Origin of the sequence: Pandoraea sputorum (genome assembly GCF_000814845.2) — a bacterium.
Lineage (GTDB): Bacteria > Pseudomonadota > Gammaproteobacteria > Burkholderiales > Burkholderiaceae > Pandoraea > Pandoraea sputorum.
Genome location: NZ_CP010431.2, coordinates 3,506,641 through 3,527,324 on the forward strand (window position 1 = coordinate 3,506,641; position 20,684 = coordinate 3,527,324).

Below are 20,684 nucleotides of genomic sequence, written 5' to 3' on the forward strand. Positions count from 1 at the left end.
CATTGTACCGGGTTCACGCGCTTCGCCTGTCGGCGGCACGCTTCTCCTCTACGCAAGTGCGACGTTTCACGTCACCTTTAGCGAGCAGATGAGATGTCCGGCGTTCCCAGCCAGTCACGTAGTACAAGCCAGGCGTCGCGTTTGGTCGCGAACGGGATCGTATAGGCGGGGCTGCTCGACGGGAGCAGTACGACCGGCAACGGCACGTTGCCCTGGGCGAGCGCACGCTGGCCGATGCGCGCTGCCGTGCCGCCGTTGAAAGCGACCGCTCGCAGCGACGGCAAGGTGCTGATCAGGCCCGCGAGGTCGCTGCCCGCATGCAAGCGGATGTTGCTATCGAGACTCCCCTCGCGACGCGCCTCTGCCACCACATCCCAAAGCCCCACGCCGTGTGCACGCAGCACATCGAGGCGTGCGTCGTAGGGCAGCGTCGGCAGGGATTCGCCCAGGACCTCGCCCACCAGATGCCAGAAACGATTCTGTGGATGGGCGTAGTACTGCTGGTGCGCGAGCGAGACCTCGCCCGGTAAACTGCCGAGGATCAGGACACGCGTGTGGGCGTCCACCACCGGCGGAAAGTTGCGTTTGAGTTGGGGCGCGGACGGCGTCGGCATGATGCTCAATTGCTCACCGTCTCGCCATGCATGGCTTGCAAACGACGCCAGAAGCGCGGCAGAAACGCTTCGGTGACGAGCAGCGGCGCACCATGACGCACGAACACCGAACGACGCGCCCACAACCGCGCGCGCGGGTTGGCACCCATGAGCGGGTCGCGTGCATCGCGTCGCGCACGACCGTGCAACAGATGGTGTGGGCCGAGCGGACTGGACACCAGAACGGAACGCGTGACCGTGGGATCGTGATAGAGCAGATCGGCGAGCGGACGGGTACGCAGGCGACGCATCGCCTGCCAGATCGAACGGCTATGCGTGAGCGGCGTGACGCTGTGCGCCACGACGACAGGCTCGTCGTCAACTAGCAGGATGACGTCGCGCGCCCACATCGGCGTACGCAACGGCACGCCAATCGCACGGCATTGATCTGCATCGGCGGGCATCACACGTTCGGCCACGACCCGCACGCTCACACGGCCGAGCGTGGACAAATGGCGCGTGAGCGCGCCGCCCCGGGTCAACCAGTCTTTGTGACGACGCGACAGCGCCGGTGCCGGGACAGCCTGCCAGCGCCGCCCGCTTACATCGAATCGGAAAGTCATGGCTCGGCATTATAAGGGGGCAACGTGTCCGCGCGCCGCTCACGCAACCACCGGTCTGCCGCGTGCCGCACCCCTGCAAACAAAGGCCCTGTCGACCTTCGCCGGATTCCGTCAGACAAGAAAAAGCCCCCGCGACATTTCGTCACGGGGGCCTTCATCGCTTCGCGCACAACACTACGCCGACGGCGTTACGTCAAAACCTTCCCGCCGTTTGCGCTACGCAATCAACGTGCAGACAGCAGCAACGCGTTGGTACGCTTCACGAACGCCGCCGGATCTTCCAGATTGCCGCCTTCGGCCAGCAACGCCTGCTCGAACAAGAGTTGCGTCCAGTCGGAGAGGTCGGCGCTCTCGGCCGTGAGACGCTTGATCAGCGCATGTTCCGGGTTGATCTCGAGAATCGGACGGAACTCCGGCATCTTTTGACCGGCCGCCTTCATCAGGCGCTGAAGCGTGCCGCTCATGTCGTTCTCGTCGGACACCAGACACGACGGCGAATCGGTCAGACGGAACGTCACCCGCACATCCTTGGCCTTGTCGGCGAGCACTTCCTTCATCTTTTCGACGAGCGGCTTGAGGTCGTCACTGGTCTTCTCCTGCGCTTCCTTTTCGCTGGCGTCTTCCAGCGAACCCAGGTCGAGATCACCGCGCGCCACGCTCACGAGTGCCTTGCCGTCGAACTCATGGACGTACGAGAGCATCCATTCGTCCACACGGTCGGTCAGCAGCAGCACTTCCACACCCTTCTTGCGGAACACCTCAAGATGCGGGCTGTGACTTGCGGCCACCCAGCTCTCTGCCGTCACGTAGTAAATCTTGTCCTGACCTTCCTTCATGCGGCTCACGTAGTCGGCAAGCGATACCGTCTGCTCGGCCGAATCGTTGTGCGTGCTCGCGAAACGCAGCAGCTTGGCGATGCGCTCGCGGTTGGCCTGGTCTTCGCCCGTGCCTTCCTTGAGTACCTGACCGAATGCACCCCAGAACTGCGTGTACTTATCCTGCTGGTTCTCTGCCAGATCTTCCAGCAAACCGAGCACGCGCTTCGCACACCCTTCGCGGATGGCCTTCACATCGCGGCTTTCCTGAAGAATTTCTCGCGAGACGTTCAGCGGCAGATCTGCCGAATCGACGACCCCGCGCACAAAGCGAAGGTAGTTCGGGAGGAGCTGCTCCGCATCGTCCATGATGAAGACGCGCTTTACGTACAGCTTCAGGCCACCTTGCGAGTTGCGATCCCACAGGTCGTACGGCGCGTGGCCGGGCACATACAGCAGTTGCGTATATTCGCTGCGACCCTCTACGCGGTTATGCGTCCATGCCAGCGGCGCTTGCATGTCGTGCGCGATGTGCTGGTAGAACTGCGTGTACTGCTCGTCGGTGATCTCGCTCTTGCTACGGGTCCAAAGCGCGCTCGCCTGATTGACGGTCTCGTCCGTCTCAGCGGGGACCATCGCCTGCTTTTCTTCGTCCCACGACTCGCCGCGCATCACGATCGGCAGCGAAATATGATCGGAATACTTGCGGATGATCGATTGCAATTGCCAAGACGACAGCAACTCGTCTTCGCCCTCACGCAGATGAAGCGTGATGGCGGTGCCGCGCGGCGCGCGCTCGATGGTCTCGACCGAGAAGTCGCCCTCGCCCGCCGACGACCAGCGCACGCCCTCTGCGGCGGGCAGCCCGGCGCGACGCGATTCGACCGTCATGCGGTCGGCGACGATGAAGCCTGAGTAGAAACCCACACCGAACTGACCGATCAGCGCTGCGTCCTTCTGCTGATCGCCAGACAGGTTCGAGAAGAATTCCTTGGTGCCGGACTTGGCAATGGTGCCGAGGTGCGCAACGGCTTCATCGCGGCTCATGCCGATGCCGTTGTCCTCGATGGTGATGGTGCGGGCGTCCTTGTCGAACGACACGCGAATCTTGAGTTCCGGATCCTGCTCGTACAGCGCTGCGTTGTTGATCGCTTCGAAGCGCAGCTTGTCGGCGGCATCCGAGGCGTTGGAGATCAGCTCGCGCAGGAAGATTTCCTTGTTGCTGTACAGCGAATGAATCATCAGTTGCAGAAGCTGTTTGACTTCTGCCTGAAAGCTCATGGTTTCTTGCGCCATGGTCGGGAACCCTCATGAATCGGTGAGATGAATGGAATGTCCAGCGTGTCAGCCTGGACCGCCGCCGGGCGCCGTTGCGCGCGCGCTGCCGCAACGGCGGTACAGGTCGGAACATAGGGACGGGCGGCGCGCATTTCAAGGCCGCCAACAAGGTTATTTCAGCGCTATTTTGCTGACGAATGGGCGAAGTTAGCGGAAAAAACGGCAAGACCCGGCAAAAACCCAAAGCATGGGCGCGAATACGGGCGTACCCGGCACCGTCGCCACCGGCTCATGCTGCCTCATGCTGCCTCATGCAGGCATGCTGGCTTATGCCGCCAACTCCAATTGCCGCGACAGGAACGACAACATGGACGGATCGCTGCAACAGGCGATATTCATGCGCATCCATGTACTGGGCGCCTGACGCGGTGAGAACAACGCCCCCGGCGCAAACAGAAAACCCGCCTCGTGCCCGGCGGCCGCAATGGCGTTGGTGTCGATGCCGGTGTCGGCCCAGAAGAACATGCCGGAGGTCGGTTCGCCGAACATGCGCAAGCCCATACGCTCCAGATTGCGCCGCGCGCCATCGCGGACCTCGTCAAGACGGGTACGCAACCGCTCCACGTGACGTCGGTAATGCCCTTCGGTCAGCGCCTTGTAGACGATGCGCTCGTTGATCTCCGGCGTGGTCGATCCCGACAGCATTTTGTGATCGACCAACGTCTTCGCCAACTCGGGTGAACAGGCGACGAACGCCACACGCAGATTCGCCGCGAGGGTCTTCGAAAAGCTCCCCAGGTAGATCACGCGCTTGAGTTGATCGAGACTCGCCAGACGCGCCACCTGCTGATGCGGCGGACACAAATCGCAGTAGATATCGTCTTCCAGCACCATGAAGTCGTACTGCTCGGCGAGACGGAGAATCTGGAATGCGCGGGCGGGCGTCAGCGAGGTGCCGGTCGGGTTCTGCAGAATCGAATTCAGAATGAGCAACTTGGGACGGTGCTGCTGCACGAGCCGCTCCAGCGCCTGCATGTCGAGGCCATCCGGCGTATAGGGCACGCCTACGGTATTGGCCCCCTGTGACGCGATGCGGCCGAACACGACGAACCACGCCGGATCGCCGACGAGTACCGTATCACCGGCCCGTACGTACAACCGCAACAAGAAGTCCACAGCCTGCGTAATCCCCGACGTCAACACGATCTGGTCGGGCCGCGCACCGATTTCAAGCTCCGCGAGTTGCGTCTGGAGTTGAACGCGCAGCGGCAGAAAGCCCAGCGGATTGCCTGCCTGGAGCAGATGCGCGCTCGACTGCCGACTCATCGAGCGCATGGCAGAGGTCATCATGTCCGCGTCGAGCCAGCTCGCAGGCAGATACCCCATGCCCGGGCCGCGCTCGGGGGCCACCTGATGCAGCATGCTGCGCACCAGCCAGGCGACGTCGAGCGGCCCCTGCGTGACCATCGGTGCGGCCGCATTTTGCGGCGGCATAACCGGTCGCTCGCGTACGTAGAAACCGGAGCCGCGCCGGGCTTCGAGATACCCCTGTGCCACCAGTCGCTCGTACGCTTCGACAACGGAGAAACGCGAAACGCGTTTGTCTTCCGCCAGCGAGCGGATCGACGGCATACGCATGCCCGGCAGGAAAACCCGCTCCTCGATACGCAGCCTTGCCCAATGCACCAACTGATCGACAAGCGTCATTCGCGCGGTATCCAGCGCGGCGTTGTCCGCCAGAATCAGCGGAGAAATGCGGTTCGTTGTCGTCATCGTCATTCACCTGTATCGCGCTCCGGCAGGCCACGCGAGATGCACATCACGCGCCGGTCATGCCCGCGCGTGCAGTCCTTTGGGGAGCAGCGATCGGCGCTCCCCACCCGGTTGACAGCCCCATTCGCATCGAAGTGTCTGCCCCTGCCGCTCATGGATCGCCACTGTACGCCAGCCAGTTTCCCTGTCAACTCATAACTGTACCGAGAATTACCTCACCATCTGTATCGGTACTGTACCGGAGTTAACCGATAAAGTGTCCTCTCAACTGGAGACCGCTATGCGTGAAATCCGACTCTTCGAACTGGACCGGGAACAGACTGTCGTCTGGCAGAGCCCGGCTGCCGAACCGCCGCAGTCGCTGCAAGTGTTGCAGGGCCTGCTCTGGCTCACCGTGGAAGGCGAGCCGCACGACCATTGGCTGCGTGCAGGCGAGAGCTTCGAGATTCGCGGCGGGCAGCGCGTGTGGCTGGGCACCTGGCAGGAAGGCGCTCGCATGCGTGTGAGTCAGCCTGCGAAGACGCTTTCTGCGTCTGGCAGCCGACGCGTACCGGGCACGGGATTGCGGCTGGTGTGGCGCAACCTTGCATTGCGCCTGGCTAATCGTACGAAGCGGGCCGACGCAACGGTAGTGCGACTCTCGCGCGGGTAACGCAGGCAACACTGGACGCGCAGATCGTGCTGCGGACCGTTCCTGCCGGACTTACCGATGCAGGCCCAGGAAGACGCGGCATCGGCGCGCAGGCAGAGTAAGCTATCGTTTTTTGTCGCCCGTCTTTGCAGCCCGAACCGAACATGACCGCACCTCACGCCCTGAAACTGGACCATCTTGTCGTCGCCGCAGAAACGCTGGAAGCGGGCGAAGCGCACGTCATCGAGCAACTTGGCCTCACGGACGTCGTGCCGCAACGCGGCGGTAAGCACGCGCGCATGGGGACGCACAACAGTTTGCTGGGTCTGTGGGGCGGTGCCTATCTGGAGATCATCGCCATCGATCCGGAAGCCCCCGCACCGGGCCGTGCGCGCTGGTTCGGACTCGACGACGAGACCGTTCGGGAGCGCCTCGCGCGCGGTCCGTACCTTGCGCACTGGGTCGCGCGTGTCGATCGTCCGCGTTCGCTGCCGCGCTGGCAGGCACAGTATCCGCAACGTCTGGCGCCGGTCGTGGCGATGCAGCGCGGCGCACTGACCTGGCAGATCGGCGTGCCCGACGACGGTAGCCTGCCGTCGTGGCAAGGTGTGGGGCAGGGTCTGCTGCCTACGCTGATCCAGTGGGATTCGCCGCAACATCCGGCAGATGCACTGCCGTGCGCGGATTGCGCTGTCACCACGCTGCGTGGATTCCATCCGCAGGCAACGGTGATCGCAGAACAATTGCAGTGGCTGGGTGCCGATGCCCTCGTCAACGTCGAAGCGACGCTGGTCGAGCCGTCGCTCGCCGCAGAAATCGAAACCCCCAACGGTCCGCGCACCTTGCGTTAGGCCATAACCGATCCCAACGCCCGGCACAGAGCATGGCGGGCGGACAACATAGAAACAGAGAACCACGAGGCGACACCATGAATTCGCGCGAATCCCGGGGCATGCTGATCGGATTGATCGGCGTGCTCATCTTCAGTCTGACGTTGCCCATGACGCGCATCGTCGTGGCGGAGGTCAATCCGCTGCTTAACGGACTGGGGCGCGCGCTGGTGGCAGCCGTCTTCGCGGGCGCGCTGCTCTGGTGGCGCAAGGAACCGTGGCCGACGTGGCCGCAGGTCAAGAGTCTGGCTATCACCTCGCTCGGCGTGATCATCGCCTTCCCCGTTTTCTCGGCATGGGCCATGAAAACCATCCCCGCATCTCACGGGGCCGTGGTCAACGGCCTGCAACCGTTCTTCGTCGCGATTTACGCATATTGGCTGGGCGGCGAACGTCCTTCGCGTGGCTTCTGGGTGTTTGCCTTGCTCGGCAGCGCCCTCGTCGTTGCCTTCGCGCTTCGTGCTGGTGGCGGCAGCCTCCATGCGGCGGACGGACTGATGCTGCTTGCCATCGTCATCGGCGCGCTGGGTTATGCAGAGGGCGGCAAGCTCGCGCGCGACATGGGCGGCTGGCAAGTGATCTGCTGGGCACTCGTCGTATCCGCACCGGTGTTGCTGGTGCCGGTCGGCTGGCTTGCGTGGCAGCAACCGTGGCCTGTGAGCGGCAAGGCCTGGGGCGCGTTCGCCTATGTCACCCTCTTCTCGCAGTTCATCGGCTTCTTCGCCTGGTATGCCGGTCTCGCCATGGGCGGAATCGCGCGCGTAGGCCAAGTACAATTGCTTCAGATTTTCTTCACGATTGCGTTGTCCGCGCTCTTTTTCGGCGAACAAGTCGATGCGGTCACCTGGTTGTTTGCCGCCGGTGTCGTACTGACCATCGCACTCGGTAAAAACATGAAGATCGGCGCCTCGCGACTCACGGGCAAACCGGTCTGACGACCCATCGCGGCGCATGCGATCCCTGCGCCGCGATGAGTCAGCCCCCTGACGTTGCGCCTGCCTTCACGCGCCCGGCACCCGCAACGTTCGATACTCGCGGCCGCTCAGAAAAGGCCGCACTCTCACAGCGAGACCATCATGCACGATTGGCAATATTCCGAACGCGCCCGTAATCTGACCAGTTCGGCCATTCGCGAAATTCTCAAGGTAACCGAGCGCCCGGACGTCATTTCCTTTGCTGGCGGCCTGCCCTCGCCCGCCACGTTTCCTGTCGCACAAATGCGTGCTGCCGCTGATCGCGTCCTGACCGAATCGCCGCAAGCGGCGCTGCAATACAGCGCAACGGAAGGCTTCGCGCCCCTGCGCGAATGGGTCGCCAAGCGTTACTCACGCGACGGCCTGACGCTTGCGCCTGAGAACGTACTGATCACCACCGGTTCGCAGCAAGGCCTCGATCTGATCGGCAAGATCTTCATCGACGAAGGCAGCCGCGTCCTTGTTGAAGCACCGAGCTATCTGGGCGCACTGCAATCGTTTTCGCTGTTCGCACCGAAGTACGTGCCGGTGCCGACCGACGATCACGGCCTTCTGCCCGAGGCGCTGACGTCGGCGCTGGTGGCGGGCGCGCGCTTCCTGTACGCGATGCCCAACTTCCAGAATCCGACGGGACGACGCCTGCCGATGGCACGCCGCGAGGCGCTGGCCGCCATCGCCAAACGCGACGGCCTGGCCATCATCGAAGACGATCCTTACGGTGAACTCGACTACGAAGGCCAGCGTTTGCCGAGCCTCATGTCCCTCGCACCGGAGCATGTGCTGTACATGGGGTCGTTCTCCAAGGTGCTCGCACCCGGGTTGCGACTCGGTTTCATCATTGGCCCGAAGGCGGTGATTGCCAAGCTCGTGCAGGCCAAGCAGGCCGCCGATCTGCATACGCCCAGCCTGACGCAACGCATCGCGTACGAAGTGGTCAAGGATGGCTTTCTCGATACGCACATCCCGTCGATTCGCATGCTCTACGCCGCACAAGCGCAGGCCATGCTCGCTTCGCTGAAGAAGCACATGCCGACCGATGCTACGTGGACCACGCCCGCAGGCGGCATGTTCATCTGGTTGACATTGCCCGCGGGCATCGACACCATGCAGTTGCTGGAAAAAGCGATCGCACAGAATGTCGCGTTCGTGCCCGGCGCGCCCTTCTATGTGGGCACGCCGCAATCGAACACGCTTCGACTGTCGTTCGTCACGGTGCCGCCCGAGAAAATCGAAATCGGTGTCGCGCGTCTTGGCGCGCTGATCGCCGACGCGCTCACGCGCCGCGCTGCTTGAGCGACCTGAGCCGCGTGAGCTACCACCGGATTCGATCGATCCGCGATTTGAACCATTAACGAATTTGCAAGGAAGCCGTACATGTCCGTCTACGACAAACTGAAGCAACTGGGTATCGAACTGCCGTCGTCCGCCGCCCCCGCCGCCGCTTACGTGATGGCCGCACAGACCGGCAACACCGTATTCCTCTCGGGCCACTTGCCCAAGAAGGACGGCAAGATCTGGACCGGCAAGCTCGGTCAGGACGTGAGCGTCGAAGACGGCAAGGCTGCGGCGCGCGCCACCGCCATCGAACTGATCGCCACGTTGCACGCCCACACGGGCGACCTGAACAAGGTCAAGCGCATTGTGAAGCTGATGAGCCTCGTGAACTCGACGCAAGAATTCACCGAGCAGCATCTGGTGACGAACGGCGCATCGGAACTGTTCGGCGAAGTCTTCGGCGACGCTGGCAAGCACGCCCGCTCGGCCTTCGGCGTGGCGCAGATTCCGTTGGGCGCGTGTGTCGAAATCGAACTGATCGCCGAACTTGCCTGACGGCGTCACGGCATCACGGCATACGACAACAGCCACCCGAGGGTGGCTGTTGTTTTATGGGGATGCGGGTGCCGGTGACGGTTACGCGATGGCAGCCGGTTTTCCTGTCCCGTACGCACGGCGCATGGCGATCGCAACACCGAGCGACAGCACCACGGCCACCGACAACAACGCGACCACGCCATGCCAGCCATGCGACTTAAGCATGACGCCCGAGAAGCTGCCCAGTAGGCTGGACCCCAGATAGTAGAAGAACAGATACAGCGCGGAAGCAATCGCTCGCCCTTCCGTGGCGCGTCGTCCGACCCAGCTACTGGCCACGGTGTGCGCCCCGAAAAAGCCGAACGTGAAGATCGCCAGACCGATCACCACCCCGGACACCTGCGACGCCAGCATCGTGAAAAGCCCCACCATCGCCAGCGCAACGAGCGCCCACAACAGACGGGGCCGTCCCACGCGATCCGACAGCGGCCCGGCGATGAACGAACCGACAACGCCGATCAGGTACATCGTGAAAATCGCGCCAATGGCCGCATGCGGCAGATGAAACGGCGGTGCCGACAGATAGAACCCGAGATAGTTGTAGACGCTGACGAAGCTGCCCATCATCAGGCCCGCGAACAGGTACAGGCCGAGCAACGCCGGGTCACCCAGATGTCGGCGTGCATGCCCGAGCGCTTCGCGCACCGTCATATGACGCGGGGTGAAGCGACGCGAATGCGGCAGGCTCCTGGCAAATTCAAGGCCCATTGCAAGACACACGAGGCCGATCAGCCCCACCGACACGCGCCACGAGAACATGTCGGCAACAAACGCCGCCATCACTCGCCCCGCCATCCCGCCGAGGATGTTGCCGCCAATATAGAGCCCCATCGACATGCCGAGCGAGCGCTGATCGATTTCTTCGCTCAGATACGCCATGGCGATTGCTGGCAATCCGGACAAGGCCAGCCCCTTGAGCGCCGCCAGAATCACGATAGTCTCGAAGTTCGTCGAGAATGCGCTGGCCAGCGTGAGGACGGAAGAGCTGAGCAATGCAATCGTCATCATCCGCTTGCGGCTCACGCGATCGGCCGCGACACACGTCACGAGCAAACCGAGCGCCATCATCATCGTGGCCGCAGATACGGACCAACTGGCCTGCGCCGGACTAATGCCGAACGTGGTCGTCAGCAAGGGCAGTAGCGATTGCATGCAGTAAAGCTGCGCGAACGTCGAAAAACCGCCGAAGAACAAGGCGCGGCTGATGACAGCATATTCGCGCGTGCCACGCGCAACGCCCGCCGGTAGTTTGAGGGCAGACGCACTACCGGCGGACGCACCGCCGGAAGACAAAGGTAGGGAGTTGGTTGATGCCATGACGCTGGTTCGCCTCGCGCGAACCAAGGATGAAATGTATTAGGACGAATGATAGGTTTGCCCTTACCTCGCGTCCAATATATATTTAAGCCTTATTTCTATATATAAAACAGATCAATCGAGGCCTGATGAATGGAACTGCGTCACCTTCGCTATTTCGTGACCGTCGCAGAGGAACTGCATTTCAGCCGGGCCGCGCAGCGCCTTAACATCGGGCAGCCGCCGCTGTCGATGCAGATCCGGGCGCTTGAGGATGAGTTGGGCGTGCCGCTCTTCGAGCGGTCGCAACGACGCGTCTTCCTCACACCCGCCGGACGCGCGTTTCTTGTGCGTGCGCGCCAGATTCTTGCCGATGCCGAAGCCGCTCGTCTCGAAGTGCAGCAAATTGCCGGGCTCGACGCGGGCGAGTTGCGTATCGCGTTCACGACGTCGGCTCCCATGACGAACCTGATGAAACGCGTACTGACGACCTACCGGCAGCGGTATCCGCGTGTGACGCTAACGCTCAGTGAGGCACCGTCGGAGCGCCAACGGGAAGCCCTCATCGAACGGACGCTGGACATCGGCCTGCTTCGCCAGGCAGAGAACGCGCCCCCCGTGGCAGGGCTCAGTTTCGAGACGTTGATCGACGAAGCGCTGGTCGTCGTCCTGCATCAGGGACATGCGTTGGCAAAGCACGCCAGCGTGTCGATTGCGGATCTGGCCAACGAAGCGTTCATCATGCATCCCAACGGCGTGGGGACAGCGGTCGACGGACAGATTCGGAGGATGTGCGAGCGTGCGGGCTTTACACCGCGCGTGGTTCAGGAGGCGCGCGAGTCGACGACCATCGTCGCCCTCGCGGCAAGTGGACTGGGCGTTGCCGTGCTACCGGCCGCCGTGCGTTGCATTCAGATCGAAGGCGCGCACTTTATGGACTTCAGCGAACCGGATGCGCACTCGGCGCTGTTACTCGGCAAGCGCCGCGACGACAACAGCCCGCTCGTGCAAGCGTTTGTCGCCCTGTGTCATGAAGTGGCCGGGACCGTCGACGACGAAACCCGGCCGAGTTGATTCACTGCGATCGCATCGATCACAGCGATCAGCCGCGAAGCGACGCCGCCAGTCCGATCACGACGATCCCCAGCACGAGATTCAGAATCACGAGGCGACGAATACCGTTGACGGCTGCCGCGCCGTCCGGCCACGACTGCGCCTGCACGGCCCGTTGCAAACGCGGGAACAGTGCGAAGCGAATGTGACCGAAGACGAGCATCATCAGCACACCGACCCCCGCCATGGCATGCACAGGCCAGCGGGCGTGCAAACCGCCCATGCCCATCATCATGTGCCCGCCGGACAGCAGGATCAGCACGATGGCAACGCCCACCCACGTGAAGAACCGAGTGAGCGCCGCCTCCCACAACGGCAGACGCTGCTGCGGCGACAGCTCCGACGACGCTGGCCGCAGACAGGCCAGCGCAAAGAACATCCCACCGATCCAGACGGCCACGCTGACCAGATGCAGGAACAGACTGAAGGCGTAAACGCTCATGCGGGACTCCGTCAGGATGCCTTCGGCGCGGCCGGCAACACCGGCTCGAGCGAACGCGGTTTGAACGTCGCAAACTTCACATTCGGCGAACGGCCCTTGCGCGCACGCTTGCCAATGTTCGGCGCGAGCGAAGCGCCCGAGAGCGTCTCGGACTGAATCTTGCCGCCACGCACTTCGCCATACACGGTCACGCCCGCCTCACTGATCGGCACGGCCGACACCAGCGTCTGCTTGGCTTCAAGACCGATCAAAGTCACGCCTCGCCCACCGCCCGTCAGCGCCTTCATTTCGTCCATGCCGAACACAAGCAAACGCCCGTCGCTCGACAGACATGCGACCGCACTGGCGCCCTGCCAGATCGGCGTCGGTGCGAGCGGCTCAGCCCCGTCGTCGATCGTCATGAACGACTTGCCTGCCTTCACGCGGCTGACCATATCGCCGAGCTTGGTCGTGAAACCGAAGCCGGACGATGTCGCGAGCAGCAGCGGCTGATCGCCGGACGCTGCGTAGTAATGCAGCAAGCGCGAACCCGATTCCAGTTCGATCAGCGACGTCAGCGGCACACCATCGCCACGACCGCCCGGCAACTGCGCCACGGCCACCGAATAAACGCGCCCGTTGCTACCCCACGCGATCAGCGGGTCGACGGTGCGGCATTCGAACGCGCCATACAAAGCGTCGCCTTGCTTGAACGAGAAACCTTGTGCGTCCAGTCCGTGCCCCTTGAGCGCACGTACCCAGCCCTTGGCCGACACCACGACCGTCACCGGCTCATCGACCACGCGGGCTTCTGCAACGGCACGCTTCTCTTCCTGAATAAGCGTGCGACGATCATCGCCGAATTGCTTCGCGTCGGTTTCGATCTCCTTGATGATCAGACGCTTCATCGTGCTTTCGTTGGCGAGCAGATCTTCGAGCTTCGCCTTCTCGTCGCGCAACGACGTCAGTTCCTGCTCGATCTTGATCGCTTCCAGACGCGCCAACTGACGCAGACGAATTTCCAGAATGTCTTCCGCCTGCCGCTCGCTCAGCTTGAACGCGCTCATCAGCGCGGCCTTCGGCTCGTCGGACTCGCGAATGATGCGAATGACTTCGTCGATATTCAGGAAGACGATCATGCGGCCTTCCAGAATATGAATACGGTCGTCGACCTTGCCCAGACGGTGACGCGTGCGACGCGTGACCGTCTCGAATCGGAAACCGATCCACTCGGTGATGATGTCGCGCAGCGACTTCTGGCCCGGACGGCCGTCGGCGCCCACCATTACGAGGTTCACCGATGCGCTCGACTCCAGGCTCGTATGCGCGAGCAACATCGTGATGAATTCCTGCTGATCGATGCGGCTCGACTTCGGCTCGAACACCAGACGCACAGGCGCGTCTTTACCGGACTCGTCGCGCACCGCGTCGAGCATGGCCAGCATCGACTGCTTGAGGTTCTGCTGCTCCGGCGTGAGCGACTTCTTGCCGAGCTTGACCTTCGGGTTGGTCAGTTCTTCGATCTCTTCGAGCACCTTCTGGCCAGACGTATTCGGCGGCAATTCATACACCACCGCCTGCCACTGGCCGCGCGCCATTTCTTCGATCTTCCAGCGCGCGCGCATCTTGAGGCTGCCGCGTCCGCTCTCATACGCGGCGCGAATCTCGGCAGCGCTCGAAATCAACTGACCGCCGCCGGGGAAGTCCGGTCCCTGCACGTGAGTCATCAACTCAGCGTCGTCCATCTTGGGATTGCGGATCAACGCCACGGCCGCAGAGGCCACTTCGCGCAAGTTGTGCGACGGGATTTCGGTCGCGAGACCCACGGCAATGCCCGACGCGCCGTTGAGCAATACGAACGGCAGGCGCGCGGGCAACAGGCGCGGCTCTTCGGTCGAACCATCGTAGTTCGGCACGAAGTCGACGGTGCCTGCATCGATTTCGTCGAGCAACAACTTTGCAATCGGCGTCAGACGGGCTTCCGTGTAACGCATCGCCGCCGCGCCGTCGCCGTCGCGTGAGCCGAAATTGCCCTGACCGTCGATGAGCGGATAGCGCATCGAGAAGTCCTGCGCGAGACGCACCAGCGCGTCATACGCGGACTGGTCGCCGTGCGGGTGGAACTTGCCGAGCACATCGCCGACGACACGCGCCGACTTGACCGGCTTGGCATCGGACGCGAGGCCCATTTCGTTCATCGCGAACAGAATGCGGCGCTGTACCGGCTTCTGGCCGTCGCAGACGTCCGGCAGTGCCCGGCCCTTGACTACGCTAATCGCGTAGTCCAAATAAGCGCGCTCGGCATACGCGCCGAGCGTTAGCGTGTCGTCATCCGACGGTTGCGTAAAGAGATCTTCTACTTGTTCCATAAAACCTGTGGGTTTGCTGCGAACGTTTGACGAGAGTTCGGGTGGACGTTGACCGCGAGATCATACCAAGCTCACCGGCACATTTCGGCAAAAACGCGTCCGAATGGCAAAGCAAGCCGTGATTTCGGAGCGGCGGCCATCGAAATTGCCGACATTCCACGCGGATTTCGGAGAATTCTGAGCCGACCACCGGAAGACACGCGAGCCTTCGAAGGCGATTCAGAAGACGCGGCCAATCGGCGTCAACCGATGCCTCAGTCCGTGGCAGGCGGCGCGGACAGTGTGGATGCAGCCGAATTGCGTGTCGACGCGTTCGGCATAGTAGCAGGCACGACGGGCAGGCCCTGCGGCGCGCCCAGAATGACGTGAATGCGACCGTCGCGCGATCCGTTGACGCGCGCGTTGCCAATTTTCCCGCCGCCCCCGCTCGCACGGATCACGCCATTGCCCGGCGTGACGTCTCCCTCCGGGTTGAAGCGCCGATAGAGTTCAAGCACGGCCGCGACGTAATCGCGCGTCTCTGCATAGGGCGGGATCTGGTCAGCGTGCCGTGCCACGGCCCCCTCACCCGCGTTGTACGACGCGAGCACCAGTTCGAGGCGATCGGGATAACGCGCTTGCAGATCACGCAGATAGCGGGCACCTGTCAGCACATTGGTGCGCGGATCGGTGAGTTTGTCGGCGACGGTGCGGCGCGCATCGGCCCGCAAGCCGTAACGCTCCCCGGTCGTCGGCAGCACCTGCATCAGACCGACGGCTCCTTTGGGCGACACCGCATCGCTATCGAAACCCGACTCGGCCGCGATGACTGCTTTGAGCAAGGCTGCATCGACGTGAAACTTCTGCGCCGCTTGCGCGATCACGGGTGCGAGTTTTTTCAGATTGGGATGCCGGGCCAGCGCATCGTACAGACGCGAACGGTCTGCACCGGTCACGACACCGCCCTGCTGCCGTGCACGCAGATCGACGTTGCCACCATTGCCGACAACGAGTCGATAGCGCGCGTCGAGCTTGCGTGCCGCGAGATGCGCGACACCATTCTCGTCGACGTAACCGTAGAGCTCGGCGTGCGCGAGGGGCGTCGCGATAAGCAGCGTGGCTGCCAGCGCGGGCCCTGCGAGTTGCCGCAGAGAGAACTTTCGGCGCAACGCCTGGAGCCACTGCGCCGTCGAAACCTGCTTATTGCTGACCTTTGACATGCACCTTGATCGTCTGGCTCATGGCCGGACCGTACGAGCGATGTGCACCGTCGGCGAATTGCATCGTCAACGTGTGATCGCCGGGCGTCAGATTGACGCTCGTTTCGGTCTGACCTTTGCCGAAATGCAGGTGGCTGTCGTCGGTAGGAACGACTTGACCCGCCGGAATCGAATCGCCGTCGATGATGAGGTGGTGATGGCCGGTATTGGGCAACACCTCGCCCGCCGGTTTGATCGCCATGCCTTCGACGCCGAACTGAACCTTTACCGGATTGGACACCGTTGCGCCGTCCGCAGGGGCAACGAAGAAGACGCGCGGCTGGGCCGACTGTGCCAATACGGTGGCGCTTGCACTGGCAAGCAACATCGGCACGAACATGCAACGCATAGAACGCAACATAACGCGACTCCCGGAAGGGTGAAGGGTGGATTATCCCACTATGTGAGCACTCACGCTGGTTTGCCCTGCGTGAGTGCGACTTCGCTACGCTTCAAGTGCTGTACCTGCAGTACCGACGCCGCGCCTGCGGTCCTTCCCGTGTTGTCAGGCTCAGATGTCGGCTTCCACTTCATTGCCCTTGGCTTCAAGCCAGCTACGGCGTTGTGCCGCCTCGCCCTTGCCCATGAGCATGTTCATGCGCGCCACGGTCGCGTCGAAATCCAGATGGCCAAGCGCCACCGGGCTCAGACGGCGCGTGTCGGGATTCATCGTCGTTTCCCAAAGCTGTTCGGCACTCATCTCGCCCAGCCCCTTGAAGCGGCTGATGGACCATGCGCTTTCGCGCACACCGTCCTTGCGCAGCTTGTCGAGAATGGCTTCGAGTTCGCCTTCGTCCAGTGCGTAGAGCTTCTGCGCCGGCTTCTTGCCGCGTGCAGGCGCATCGACGCGATACAGCGGCGGACGCGCCACGTACACGTGCCCCGTGGCGATGAGTTGCGGGAAGTGACGGAAGAACAACGTCAGCAGCAGCACCTGAATGTGCGAACCGTCGACGTCGGCATCGGAGAGGATACAGATCTTGCCGTAACGCAGATTGGACAGATCGGGCGTATCGTTCGCACCGTGCGGGTCGACGCCGATCGCCACCGCGATGTCGTGCACTTCATTGTTGGCGAACAGGCGGTCGCGCTCGGTCTCCCACGTATTGAGGACCTTGCCGCGCAGCGGCAGAATCGCCTGAAATTCCTTGTCGCGGCCCATCTTCGCCGAGCCGCCGGCAGAGTCCCCCTCGACCAGAAACAGTTCATTGCGGGTGATGTCTTCCGTCTCGCAATCGGTCAGTTTGCCCGGCAAAACGGCCACACCCGAACTCTTCTTCTTTTCGATCTTCTGGCCTGCACGCGTGCGGGCCTGAGCCTGACGAATCACGAGTTCGGCGAGCTTCTTGCCATGCTCGACATGATGGTTGAGCCACAGCTCCAACGCGGGGCGCGTGAACGACGACACGAGCCGCACGGCGTCGCGACTATTCAGACGTTCCTTGATCTGTCCCTGGAACTGCGGATCGAGCACCTTCGCGGAGAGCACGAACGACACGCGAGAGAACACGTCTTCGGGCAGCAACTTCACGCCCTTGGGCTGAAGGTTGTGCAATTCGATAAAGCCGCGCACCGCCTGGAACAAGCCTTCACGCAACCCCGATTCGTGGGTGCCGCCAGCAGGCGTGGGAATCAGGTTGACGTAGGACTCGCGGACCTGCGCGCCATCTTCCGTCCAGGCCACGACCCATGCAGCGCCTTCGCCTTCCGCAAAGCTGTCTTCGTCACCCTCGGCAAAGCGCTCGCCTTCGAAGAGCGGAATCAGCGGCTCTGCACCGCCCAGCGATTCGACGAGATAGCCACGCAGACCGTGCTCGTAGAACCACGTCTGCTCTTCGCCGTTCTTTTCCTGACGCAGCGTGACGCGCACGCCCGGCAGCAACACTGCCTTCGAGCGCAGCAGACGCTGCAGTTCGCCCAGCGGCAATGCCGGGCTGTCGAAGTACTTGGCATCCGGCCAGACGGTCACGCGCGTACCGCTCTTCTTCTCGCCGCGTTGCGACGCACGCGAGTGAAGCGCAACGCTGACGTTACCGCCGTCTGCGAATTCGAGTTCCGAGACCTGGCCATCGCGCCAGACCGTCACGGCAAGCCGGGTCGCCAGGGCATTGGTCACTGACACGCCAACGCCGTGCAAGCCGCCTGAGAAGGTATAAGCGCCGCCAGCGGCCTTATCGAACTTGCCCCCAGCGTGCAGGCGAGTGAACACGATTTCGACGACCGGCACCCCCTCTTCCGGGTGAATGCCAACAGGAATGCCACGGCCGTCGTCCTCGACGCTGACCGAACCGTCTTTGTTCAGGGTAACGAGAATCTGCTTGCCGTAACCGCCCAGCGCTTCATCCGAAGCATTGTCGATGACTTCCTGAATGATGTGCAGCGGATTCTCGGTGCGGGTGTACATGCCCGGGCGCTGCTTGACCGGCTCAAGGCCCTTCAGGACCTTGATGGACGCTTCGCTGTACTGGGCAGGCGTATTTTTTTTCGACATAGCGTGACTGAATTAGGGTACGACGCCCGGCGCTTATCCACATTTCCTGTGGACAACCACGGGGAAAACCCATTAACACATGACAAAAGTGACGCCGGATCAACGACTTGTGTTGCGGCGCCCACATAATGGGCACTTCAAATGGGCACTTCGGGTGCGCGCGATGCCTGCAGACGGATGGCAGGCTCATCGCGCCCGATGAATCGCGGCCTATTGTACTGTCACTCGGACTGCACTCGAATGACATGGACGATTGGCCCAATGAAACGCGGCCGGAAAACCGGCCGCCAACGATGTTGTTACGACGGGAGCGTGCTCACGTATTCTCGCCGCGCTGCTTGGCTTCAAGCACTTCCCAGCGTTCGAGCGCTTCGAGCAATTCCAGTTCAATCGCTTCGAAACGTTCGGACAGCGCCGCACCCGCAGCCGGATCTTTCACAAAGATCGAACCGTCTTCGATCTTCGCTGCGGCGTCCTTCTGCTCGTTTTCCAGCGAGGCAATACGCTCCGGCAGTCCGTCCAGTTCACGCTGCTCCTTGTAGCTGAGCTTGACGGTGCGGTTCGTGCCGCGCTTGGGCGCTGCCGCCGATTCCTTCGGTGCTTCGTCCACCGGTGCACGCTGCGCAGCGAGCGCCGCCGAGCGCTCGCTCTGCACTTGCCAGTCGGTGAAACCGCCTACGTATTCGCGCCAGTTGCCGTCGCCTTCGGCCGCGATCACCGACGTCACGACATTGTCGAGGAACGTCCGGTCGTGGCTCACGAGGAACACGGTGCCGGAGTATTCCTCCAGCAGTTCTTCGAGCAATTCGAGCGTCGGGATGTCGAGGTCGTTGGTCGGTTCGTCAAGCACCAGCACGTTGGCCGGACGCGCAAACAGACGGGCCAGCAACAGACGATTTCGCTCACCGCCCGACAACGATTTCACCGGAGAGCGGGCACGCTCGGGCGAGAAAAGGAAGTCGCCGAGATAGCTCATGACGTGCTTGCGCGCGCCATTGATTTCGATCCAGTCGCTGCCCGGGCTAATGGTATCGAGCAGGCTGCGTTCGGGATCGAGCTGCGCGCGCATCTGATCGAAGTACGCGACCTGGAGGTTCGTGCCGACGCGAATTTGCCCGCTGTCCGGCGTGATTTCGCCGAGGATCAACTTGAGCATCGTCGTCTTGCCCACACCGTTCGGGCCGACCAGACCGACCTTATCGCCGCGCATGAGCGTCGCCGAGAAGTCACGCACGATGGTGCGTCCACCGTACGCCTTCGTCACGTTAGTGAGTTCAGCCACGATCTTGCCGGACTTCTCGGCCTGCGCCACGTCCATGCGCACGTTGCCCTGCTGCTCACGACGTTCCGCGCGCTCGTTGCGCATCGTCTTCAGACGCTCGATACGTGACACGCTGCGCGTGCGGCGAGCCTCGACGCCCTTGCGGATCCACACTTCTTCCTGCGCGAGCAGCTTGTCGAACTTCGCATTCTCTACGCGCTCGATTTCAAGCTGTTCGGCTTTGCGCTCCTGATACTGCGTGAAGTTGCCGGGATAGGAGAGCAAACGCCCGCGATCGAGTTCGACGATGCGTGTGGCCACGCGGTCGAGGAAGCTCCGATCATGGGTGATGAAGAGCAGCGCGCCGCGATAGCCGACGAGCAACTCCTCAAGCCAGCGGATGGCGTCGAAATCGAGGTGGTTGGTCGGTTCGTCAAGCAGCAGGACGTCCGGTTTGGCAACCCATGCCTGCGCGAGCGAAACGCGTTTTTGCATCCCACCGGACAGCGCCCCCACGCGCGCGTGACCGTCGAGTCCGAGTTGCGCGATCGTCGTCTCCACGCGGGTCTTCAACTGCCACGCATCGGCAGCATCCAGTGACGATTGCAGGCTGTTCAGGCGGGCGAGCAGCGCGTCGTGTTCTGCGCCTTCCGGTGCCACCGACAGCGCTTCCGCGGTGCGGTCGTATTCGGAGAGCAACACGTGCGACTCGCCGAGGCCGAGCGCCACGGCATCGAACACGGACTGCTCGGGATCGAACTCGGGCTCCTGTTGCACGTAGACAGTGTGCAAACCGGCTTGACGAGCCACCAGGCCATCGTCCGGCGCGGTAATGCCCGCCACGATCTTGAGCAGCGAGGACTTACCGGCGCCATTGCGTCCGATAAGTCCGACGCGCTCACCGGCTTCGAGCGAAAAATCGGCATTGTCGAGCAATGCCAGGTGACCGAACGCCAATTGGGCGCCGGTGATGGAATACAAGGCCATGTGTCGGGAAACGCGTGAACTGCGATGGGAGATATTGTAGTGCCGGGCGCGATGACCCG

Annotated in this window: 17 protein-coding genes; 6 read left to right on the forward strand and 11 right to left on the reverse strand. The window is 62.5% G+C overall.

The window, feature by feature from the left end:
* Positions 1 to 77: 77 nt before the first annotated feature.
* From NA29_RS15450 to NA29_RS15465, 4 genes are all read right to left on the reverse strand, one after another.
* Positions 78 to 614 carry a DNA-deoxyinosine glycosylase gene (locus tag NA29_RS15450; RefSeq protein ID WP_039403685.1) on the reverse strand — a complete coding sequence of 179 codons (537 nt, stop codon included), beginning with the start codon at positions 612 to 614 and terminating at the stop codon, positions 78 to 80.
* Between the two features lie 5 nt (positions 615 to 619).
* Positions 620 to 1,216 (reverse strand): chorismate--pyruvate lyase family protein, encoded by a 597-nt coding sequence (locus NA29_RS15455; protein WP_039399364.1) that lies wholly within the window; start codon positions 1,214 to 1,216, stop codon positions 620 to 622.
* 224 nt (positions 1,217 to 1,440) lie between these two features.
* The gene (gene htpG / locus NA29_RS15460; RefSeq protein WP_039399365.1) at positions 1,441 to 3,327 is read right to left on the reverse strand and encodes a molecular chaperone HtpG; all 1,887 of its coding nucleotides are present in this window, start codon (positions 3,325 to 3,327) and stop codon (positions 1,441 to 1,443) included.
* Positions 3,328 to 3,636: 309 nt separating this feature from the next.
* A complete protein-coding gene (locus NA29_RS15465) occupies positions 3,637 to 5,082 on the reverse strand; it encodes an aminotransferase-like domain-containing protein (protein WP_052253274.1) in 1,446 nt (481 codons plus the stop codon).
* Between the two features lie 280 nt (positions 5,083 to 5,362).
* Here NA29_RS15465 and NA29_RS15470 point away from each other — a divergent pair, with 280 nt between their 5' ends.
* From NA29_RS15470 to NA29_RS15490, 5 genes are all read left to right on the forward strand, one after another.
* Positions 5,363 to 5,734 (forward strand): DUF2917 domain-containing protein, encoded by a 372-nt coding sequence (locus NA29_RS15470; protein ID WP_052252975.1) that lies wholly within the window; start codon positions 5,363 to 5,365, stop codon positions 5,732 to 5,734.
* A gap of 143 nt (positions 5,735 to 5,877) precedes the next feature.
* Positions 5,878 to 6,564: a VOC family protein gene (locus tag NA29_RS15475; protein WP_039403694.1), complete on the forward strand. Its 687-nt coding sequence runs from the start codon at positions 5,878 to 5,880 to the stop codon at positions 6,562 to 6,564.
* 77 nt (positions 6,565 to 6,641) lie between these two features.
* A complete protein-coding gene (locus tag NA29_RS15480) occupies positions 6,642 to 7,538 on the forward strand; it encodes a DMT family transporter (RefSeq protein ID WP_052252976.1) in 897 nt (298 codons plus the stop codon).
* Between the two features lie 141 nt (positions 7,539 to 7,679).
* Positions 7,680 to 8,870, forward strand: a complete 1,191-nt coding sequence (locus tag NA29_RS15485; protein WP_039399367.1) for an aminotransferase-like domain-containing protein — start codon at positions 7,680 to 7,682, stop codon at positions 8,868 to 8,870.
* Positions 8,871 to 8,951: 81 nt separating this feature from the next.
* Positions 8,952 to 9,407 (forward strand): RidA family protein, encoded by a 456-nt coding sequence (locus tag NA29_RS15490; RefSeq protein ID WP_039399369.1) that lies wholly within the window; start codon positions 8,952 to 8,954, stop codon positions 9,405 to 9,407.
* An 81-nt stretch (positions 9,408 to 9,488) separates the two neighbouring features.
* Here the strand turns inward: NA29_RS15490 and NA29_RS15495 are convergent, their stop codons facing one another.
* Entirely contained in the window at positions 9,489 to 10,766 is a 1,278-nt protein-coding gene (locus NA29_RS15495; protein ID WP_039399371.1) for an MFS transporter, read from the reverse strand.
* Between the two features lie 132 nt (positions 10,767 to 10,898).
* Here NA29_RS15495 and NA29_RS15500 point away from each other — a divergent pair, with 132 nt between their 5' ends.
* Entirely contained in the window at positions 10,899 to 11,819 is a 921-nt protein-coding gene (locus NA29_RS15500) for a LysR substrate-binding domain-containing protein (RefSeq protein WP_039399373.1), read from the forward strand.
* Between the two features lie 28 nt (positions 11,820 to 11,847).
* Here NA29_RS15500 and NA29_RS15505 read toward each other — a convergent pair whose 3' ends face one another.
* From NA29_RS15505 to NA29_RS15530, 6 genes are all read right to left on the reverse strand, one after another.
* Positions 11,848 to 12,300 carry a CopD family protein gene (locus tag NA29_RS15505; RefSeq protein ID WP_039399375.1) on the reverse strand — a complete coding sequence of 151 codons (453 nt, stop codon included), beginning with the start codon at positions 12,298 to 12,300 and terminating at the stop codon, positions 11,848 to 11,850.
* Between the two features lie 11 nt (positions 12,301 to 12,311).
* Positions 12,312 to 14,648, reverse strand: coding sequence for a DNA topoisomerase IV subunit A (gene parC / locus NA29_RS15510; RefSeq protein ID WP_039399377.1), 2,337 nt, complete (start codon positions 14,646 to 14,648; stop codon positions 12,312 to 12,314).
* A 254-nt stretch (positions 14,649 to 14,902) separates the two neighbouring features.
* Positions 14,903 to 15,847 (reverse strand): lytic transglycosylase domain-containing protein, encoded by a 945-nt coding sequence (locus NA29_RS15515; RefSeq protein WP_072633302.1) that lies wholly within the window; start codon positions 15,845 to 15,847, stop codon positions 14,903 to 14,905.
* Positions 15,828 to 16,235, reverse strand: a complete 408-nt coding sequence (locus NA29_RS15520; RefSeq protein ID WP_039399379.1) for a DUF4399 domain-containing protein — start codon at positions 16,233 to 16,235, stop codon at positions 15,828 to 15,830. Before NA29_RS15520 ends, NA29_RS15515 begins: the two co-directional genes overlap by 20 nt.
* A gap of 162 nt (positions 16,236 to 16,397) precedes the next feature.
* The gene (locus NA29_RS15525; protein WP_039399381.1) at positions 16,398 to 18,377 is read right to left on the reverse strand and encodes a DNA topoisomerase IV subunit B; all 1,980 of its coding nucleotides are present in this window, start codon (positions 18,375 to 18,377) and stop codon (positions 16,398 to 16,400) included.
* Positions 18,378 to 18,693: 316 nt separating this feature from the next.
* Positions 18,694 to 20,625 carry an ATP-binding cassette domain-containing protein gene (locus NA29_RS15530; RefSeq protein WP_039399384.1) on the reverse strand — a complete coding sequence of 644 codons (1,932 nt, stop codon included), beginning with the start codon at positions 20,623 to 20,625 and terminating at the stop codon, positions 18,694 to 18,696.
* Positions 20,626 to 20,684 lie beyond the last annotated feature (59 nt).

Bases quoted from the DNA above. Each gene is read 5' to 3' on its own strand.
- NA29_RS15515 (WP_072633302.1), bottom strand. From the start codon at position 15,847: ATGTCAAAGGTCAGCAATAAGCAGGTTTCGACGGCGCAGTGGCTCCAG.
- NA29_RS15490 (WP_039399369.1), top strand. From the start codon at position 8,952: ATGTCCGTCTACGACAAACTGAAGCAACTGGGTATCGAACTGCCGTCG.
- NA29_RS15470 (WP_052252975.1), top strand. From the start codon at position 5,363: ATGCGTGAAATCCGACTCTTCGAACTGGACCGGGAACAGACTGTCGTC.
- NA29_RS15525 (WP_039399381.1), bottom strand. From the start codon at position 18,377: ATGTCGAAAAAAAATACGCCTGCCCAGTACAGCGAAGCGTCCATCAAG.
- NA29_RS15485 (WP_039399367.1), top strand. From the start codon at position 7,680: ATGCACGATTGGCAATATTCCGAACGCGCCCGTAATCTGACCAGTTCG.
- NA29_RS15480 (WP_052252976.1), top strand. From the start codon at position 6,642: ATGAATTCGCGCGAATCCCGGGGCATGCTGATCGGATTGATCGGCGTG.
- NA29_RS15465 (WP_052253274.1), bottom strand. From the start codon at position 5,082: ATGACGACAACGAACCGCATTTCTCCGCTGATTCTGGCGGACAACGCC.
- htpG (WP_039399365.1), bottom strand. From the start codon at position 3,327: ATGGCGCAAGAAACCATGAGCTTTCAGGCAGAAGTCAAACAGCTTCTG.
- NA29_RS15505 (WP_039399375.1), bottom strand. From the start codon at position 12,300: ATGAGCGTTTACGCCTTCAGTCTGTTCCTGCATCTGGTCAGCGTGGCC.
- NA29_RS15500 (WP_039399373.1), top strand. From the start codon at position 10,899: ATGGAACTGCGTCACCTTCGCTATTTCGTGACCGTCGCAGAGGAACTG.
- NA29_RS15520 (WP_039399379.1), bottom strand. From the start codon at position 16,235: ATGCGTTGCATGTTCGTGCCGATGTTGCTTGCCAGTGCAAGCGCCACC.
- NA29_RS15455 (WP_039399364.1), bottom strand. From the start codon at position 1,216: ATGACTTTCCGATTCGATGTAAGCGGGCGGCGCTGGCAGGCTGTCCCG.
- NA29_RS15530 (WP_039399384.1), bottom strand. From the start codon at position 20,625: ATGGCCTTGTATTCCATCACCGGCGCCCAATTGGCGTTCGGTCACCTG.
- NA29_RS15475 (WP_039403694.1), top strand. From the start codon at position 5,878: ATGACCGCACCTCACGCCCTGAAACTGGACCATCTTGTCGTCGCCGCA.
- NA29_RS15450 (WP_039403685.1), bottom strand. From the start codon at position 614: ATGCCGACGCCGTCCGCGCCCCAACTCAAACGCAACTTTCCGCCGGTG.
- NA29_RS15495 (WP_039399371.1), bottom strand. From the start codon at position 10,766: ATGGCATCAACCAACTCCCTACCTTTGTCTTCCGGCGGTGCGTCCGCC.
- parC (WP_039399377.1), bottom strand. From the start codon at position 14,648: ATGGAACAAGTAGAAGATCTCTTTACGCAACCGTCGGATGACGACACG.